We start from the raw sequence: 5343 nt of genomic DNA on the forward strand, positions 1-5343 counted from the left end.
GCCAGGTACCTGTACCGGGTTACCTGGCCGACGGTTTGGCTCGTATGGGTGGCCGAATTCCCCCGCAGTGGGGATCTTCCCGTCTGCCGGGGGTGAATGAACGAGATTGCTCGTTGCCTGGCCTGGGGGAATGCCGGTTGTTGAGGTGTGAGTACATCGACTACCAGCCCGATACTGACCCACCACACCAGCCGGCCTGACACGGGCGCGGACACCGCGCCCTGCGCCATAGTCGCCCATTCCTGCACCCCGGTCGGTGACACGCTGGTCGTTCACCTGACCGGGGAGATCGACCACTACAGCGCCGCTCCCGTTCGCGAGATACTCGCCGCGGCACACGGTTTTCGCGGCCTGGTTCTGGACTGCTCCCGCGTGACGTTCGCCGACTCCGGTCTCCTGGCCCTGCTGGACGGCTGGACCGGGCCTCACCGCCGCGTACGGCTGACGAACGCCTCCTTCCCCGTGCAACGCCTTCTCGACGTCGCAGCTGTTGCCGGCCAGCATCGCCCTGACACGGGACGCCCCGGGCGGGCGGCACGGCCCCCGGCCCCGGCTGTGAGCGCCGCCCCCGGGCACGGCCCGCTCGACAAGGGCAGCACCACGACGCGGACGAGGCGGTCATGACGTTCATGCTCCTGACCATGACGCCGATGCTGACCGCAGTCCTCCTCCTGCGCTGGGAGCCCGGCACCCGAACGGCCCGGCCAGGCCCGTACCCGGGCCGGCGCTCGCGACCTGCGGTCGGAGCGTGGCGCGAGCGCCGGGTCCAGGTCCGGCCGGGCGGCGGATTGCTCCTGCCGGCCGGAGGCCCCTTGTGGGTGATCCACCGGTCGGCCCGCACGGCTCCGGTCGCCTGGCCTCCGACCGGCCTCGGGTGGTCGGTCCGCCAGATGCGGTGAGCTGACTCTCCCCCCTCCACACCGTGGGTCGAGGGTGCCGGGACTTCTCCCGGCACCCTCCGCGTGCTCACGCGCGCGGGCGAGGAATGCGCTGGTGCGGGAAGGGCAGACGTGCTGGGTGAAGAGCCCCGCACGTACGGTGGAGCGGAGGTGTGGCGGTGGCAGACGACCCCAGCGCTTGTACCAAGAAGCGGACAGCAGAGTTCGAAGGAACGACCTCGCCTTCCCGGGCCCGTGATGTGACCCGAGGCTTCCTGGCCGGCCTGAGACCGCCACCCGGCGACGAAGCCGCCGCTGCGGTCGTCTGCGCCGGGTTCTATGCCGACGCGGATCCGAATCGGATAACCCCCGCGAGCAGCTGAGACCTGTCGATGTGCCCTCACCGTCGTCGGTGGCAGGCCGCAGATAAGAACGGGCGAGCCCATGCAGCGAGGGGTCTTGCAGCCCCGGGGCTGTCGGCGGCACGAGTCCCGTGGGGTTGGGCCAGCCCGCGCACACGTCATCCCGCCACCAACGCACACCGGCGCGGGAACGACACGGCTCACGAGAACCCGCCTCCCCGCGAGCTCCTGCGGATACGGCAGCGGCGGGTCAGAGCCGGACGATGACGAGGGCGGTGTCGTCGGTGGCGCCTCCCGCCGGGAGCAGTTCGTACAGCAGGGTGTCGGCGAGACGTTCGGGATCGACCGTTCTGTGGCGGGTGAGGGCGTCGGCCAAGCGGGCGAGGCCCGCGTCGATGTCCTCGCGGCGGCGTTCGATCAGGCCGTCGGTGTACAGGACGAGGGTGTCGCCCTCGGTGAACGCGGCGGTGGCCTGAGGCCGGGCGACGTGGTCGGGGCGGGCGCCGAGTGGGGGATCGGTGGCCTGGTCGAGAAACTCCACCGTGCCATCCGCATGCAGCACGGCGGGTGGAGGGTGGCCGGCGCTGCTGTAGGTCAGGGCGTGCGTGTCCCAGTCGACACAGACCTCGACGGCGGTGGTGTTCTCGGCCCCTTCGACGGAGCGGGCGTACAGACCGAGGACCTCGAGCGCCTGGGCCGGGCCGTCGGCGACGCGGGACGCGGCGGACAGGGCGCTGCGCAGCAGCCCCATGACGCCGGCGGCCGGCAGGCCATGGCCGACGACGTCGCCGACGGCGACACCGATCCGGTCGCCAGGCAGATCGACGAGGTCATACCAGTCGCCGCACACGTTCAGCGATCCGACCGCGGGCCGGTAGCGCACCGCGGCACGATGATGACCCACCCGCCCTGGGACGGGCAGCATCGCTTCCTGCAGGGCGAGAGCGACCTCGCGTTCGCGGGCATGCGCCTCGCGCAGCCTTTCATTGACTTCCTGCAACTCCCGGGCACGGGTGTACAGCTCCGCCTCCAGAACCCGTGCACGGCTGCCCTCCGGCCCGCCACGAGCCCTGATGAGCTCAGTGACTTCCTCCACCCGGTGCACCAGCAGCTCCACCCGGCCGTCCGGGCCGACGACGGGAGCGTTGACCGGGCTCCAGTACCGCTCCTCCCACTCACCAGGCCGCTCCGGCGACTCCACGTCGTAACGTTGCAGCGCCATCGTGTCCCGCTCCCCGGAGGCCAGCACCCGCCTCAGCGACGCCTCCAGATTCCGCGCACCGGTCGCGCCGGCATCGTTCGGGTTGTCGGGGAACACATCGAACAGATACCGGCCCACCAACTGCTCCCGCGACCGGCCGGACAGTCGCACGAACTCCTCGTTCACGTCCGCGTACACCAGCTCCGGGGTCAGCAGGGCGACCATGCCGGGCAGTGCCTGGAACACTGCCGCGTAGTCGATTCCCGTCGCCATCACTGCCTGCCCAGCGCTCGATATCGTCCGTGACTCCCACGATAAGAGCGATGGGTGACGGCGCGCTCGCTCAGGACGCTGTGCGCGTCGGACCCCGGCGCAGATGCTCGGTACCGGTCCCTCTCCGCCCGTGCCCGCGCGACGAGCGGTGGTGATCGCGAGTGGCTCGGCGAGCCGGGCCGGTTCGGCGGCAGGCTCACGGGTCGCTGAAGTGACCAAGCCGCCACCTCGCTGGAACGAGAGCTCAGGATCTTCCGCGCCGGGGAGGTAGTGGCGATGGTGCAGTGAGGGCGGGCGGGCCAGCAGGTCGACACCACCTCATGGTGGAACCGGCCAGGTGGACGTGGATGGTCTTGCCTCCTTCGGGGGCGGGCCGGACGTCCACCTGGGAGGCCAGGCTGTGGACCAGCGGCCAGCCGTACCCGCCTCCGCCCCGCGAGTTCTGGTGTTCGCGTTCGGGGTGGTTCGGGGCTGGGGTCGCTGACGTCGATGTCGATGCCGTCCCCTGCCCAGGAAATACCAAAAAACAGGGACCGGGCGTGTAGCGGACGGCATTGGTCACCAGCTCGATGGTGACCAGCAAGGCCTCGTACTGCAGGGCTACCGGTGGCAGATGGCCGGTGAGTAGGGCGTCGCCTATGAAGCGGCGGGCCTCTGCACGGGCCCTGACCGCCGCCCCCTTGCCGACGCAGGCGCAGTGCCGTCGGCAGAGACGGATTATCGCCCTCCTTCGGACTTTCGACGCTTTGTGCCCGGATAGCGCGCGCATGCCCCGCCCAGGGCGAGGCATGCACTCCATGCCTCCACGATCCGCCGCGCGGCGAAGCAATCGCACTGCGTGCCCAGAGGAGCGCGGTCCGCGTGCTGCTCCGTTGTGCCGACGTCTCCCAGGTCGAATACGCGAGGGTTGGGGCACGCGGAGGGCACGGCAGGTGCCCAGAGGTCTAGACAAGAACGAAGCCCTAGGTCGCTGACCTGGGGCTTCGTAGAAGAGCGGATGACGGGAATCGAACCCGCGCTATAAGCTTGGGAAGCTCATGTTCTACCATTAAACTACATCCGCACAGCGGCCGGGTGATCCGTGCCGCATCGTTGCACACTGTACCCCATGTGCCACTTGAGGCGAAGCTCATGCCTTCGGGTGTGCGGAGTGCCGCGTGGAGGGCGCCCCCTTCATCCCCTAATGTGGCTGATCGTCCACCACATGTGTAGGGGAAGGGACTTGATGGCTTCGATGGAGCGCACCGTCGTCCGTTGTGCCGAAGGGCATGTGTTCAGTACCGCCTCGTTCCCGCTTCAGCAGCTCGGTGCCGGGCGGATCGGGCCCGGGCGGCTCATCCGGTGTCCGCGGTGTGCGCGGTTGCGGCACGCGGTGCCGGTGGAGGTCGGGCGGCGCTGAGCCGTGAGGTGCCGGGGCGCGGGTGCCTGCCGATTGGGGCAGGTCCGCGCCCTCTGCGTATCGTGGGGGACGTGCTTCTCTCAGACAAGGACATCCGGGCCGAGATCGATGCCGGACGGGTGCGCATCGACCCGTACGACGAATCCATGGTGCAGCCCTCGAGCATCGACGTGAGGCTTGACCGCTTCTTCCGGGTGTTCGAGAACCACCGCTACCCGCACATCGATCCCGCCGTCGAGCAGCTCGACCTGACGCGCGAGGTCGAGCCGGAGGGCGACGAGGCGTTCATCCTGCACCCGGGCGAGTTCGTGCTCGCCTCGACCTACGAGGTCATCACCCTGCCGGACGACATCGCCTCGCGCCTTGAGGGGAAGAGTTCCCTGGGGCGGCTCGGGCTCGTCACGCACTCGACCGCCGGGTTCATCGACCCCGGCTTCTCGGGGCACGTGACCCTGGAGCTGTCGAACCTCGCCACCCTGCCGATCAAGCTCTGGCCGGGGATGAAGATCGGCCAGCTGTGCATGTTCCGGCTGAGCTCGCCCGCCGAGTTCCCGTACGGGAGCGAGCGGTACGGCTCGCGGTACCAGGGCCAGCGGGGGCCGACGGCCTCCCGCTCCTACATGAACTTCCATCGGACCCAGGTGTGAGGCGGTCGCAGGCATGAGTGAAGTACGCGAGAACCTGACGTACGAGGGCTTCGGCACCGCCGTCCGCGAGCTGGCGCAGACCATCGCCGACGACGGCTACGAGCCCGACGTCGTGCTCTCCATCGCCCGCGGCGGCGTCTTCGTCGCCGGCGGTCTGGCCTACGCCCTGGACTGCAAGAACATCCACCTGGTGAACGTCGAGTTCTACACCGGGGTGGGGACCACCCTGGAGATGCCGGTCATGCTGGCGCCCGTCCCGGACGCGATCGACTTCAGCGACAAGAAGGTGCTCATCACCGACGACGTCGCCGACACCGGCAAGACGCTCAAGCTCGTCCACGACTTCTGCGTCGACCACGTCGCCGAGGTCCGCTCCGCCGTCATCTACGAGAAGTCCCACTCCCTCGTGAAGTGCGAGTACGTGTGGAAGAAGACCGACGAGTGGATCAACTTCCCCTGGTCGGTCGAGCCGCCCGTCGTGAGGCGTGAGGGTCAGGTTCTCGACGCCTGAGTTCCCGGACGTGAGAAAGGCCCCCACCGGTGCGGTGGGGGCCTTTCTCACGTCCGTACGCGAACCTCTACA

5 protein-coding genes and 1 tRNA gene are annotated in these 5343 nt (G+C 69.2%); 4 read left to right on the plus strand and 2 right to left on the minus strand.

Going from position 1 to position 5343, the window contains the following annotated elements:
• Positions 1–147: 147 nt before the first annotated feature.
• Both CCN56_RS46030 and CCN56_RS34410 read left to right on the plus strand, forming a co-directional pair.
• Positions 148–624 carry an STAS domain-containing protein gene (locus tag CCN56_RS46030; protein ID WP_086831736.1) on the plus strand — a complete coding sequence of 159 codons (477 nt, stop codon included), beginning with the start codon at positions 148–150 and terminating at the stop codon, positions 622–624.
• A complete protein-coding gene (locus tag CCN56_RS34410; RefSeq protein WP_086831737.1) occupies positions 621–899 on the plus strand; it encodes a hypothetical protein in 279 nt (92 codons plus the stop codon). Before CCN56_RS46030 ends, CCN56_RS34410 begins: the two co-directional genes overlap by 4 nt.
• A gap of 591 nt (positions 900–1490) precedes the next feature.
• Here the strand turns inward: CCN56_RS34410 and CCN56_RS34415 are convergent.
• The gene (locus tag CCN56_RS34415) at positions 1491–2717 is read right to left on the minus strand and encodes a PP2C family protein-serine/threonine phosphatase (protein WP_086831738.1); all 1227 of its coding nucleotides are present in this window, start codon (positions 2715–2717) and stop codon (positions 1491–1493) included.
• Positions 2718–3706: 989 nt separating this feature from the next.
• Positions 3707–3777: transfer RNA gene (locus CCN56_RS34425), tRNA-Gly, on the minus strand.
• A gap of 407 nt (positions 3778–4184) precedes the next feature.
• Here CCN56_RS34425 and dcd point away from each other — a divergent pair.
• Both dcd and CCN56_RS34440 read left to right on the plus strand, forming a co-directional pair.
• Positions 4185–4760 carry a dCTP deaminase gene (gene dcd, locus CCN56_RS34435; protein WP_030690788.1) on the plus strand — a complete coding sequence of 192 codons (576 nt, stop codon included), beginning with the start codon at positions 4185–4187 and terminating at the stop codon, positions 4758–4760.
• Between the two features lie 13 nt (positions 4761–4773).
• Positions 4774–5271: a phosphoribosyltransferase gene (locus CCN56_RS34440; RefSeq protein ID WP_086831739.1), complete on the plus strand. Its 498-nt coding sequence runs from the start codon at positions 4774–4776 to the stop codon at positions 5269–5271.
• The last annotated feature ends 72 nt before the right edge of the window (positions 5272–5343 follow it).

It is taken from the genome of Streptomyces sp. NRRL B-24572 (genome assembly GCF_002156145.1).
Classification (GTDB): domain Bacteria; phylum Actinomycetota; class Actinomycetes; order Streptomycetales; family Streptomycetaceae; genus Streptomyces; species Streptomyces vietnamensis.

Bases quoted from the DNA above. Each gene is read 5' to 3' on its own strand.
- CCN56_RS34410 (WP_086831737.1), top strand. From the start codon at position 621: ATGACGTTCATGCTCCTGACCATGACGCCGATGCTGACCGCAGTCCTC.
- CCN56_RS34440 (WP_086831739.1), top strand. From the start codon at position 4,774: ATGAGTGAAGTACGCGAGAACCTGACGTACGAGGGCTTCGGCACCGCC.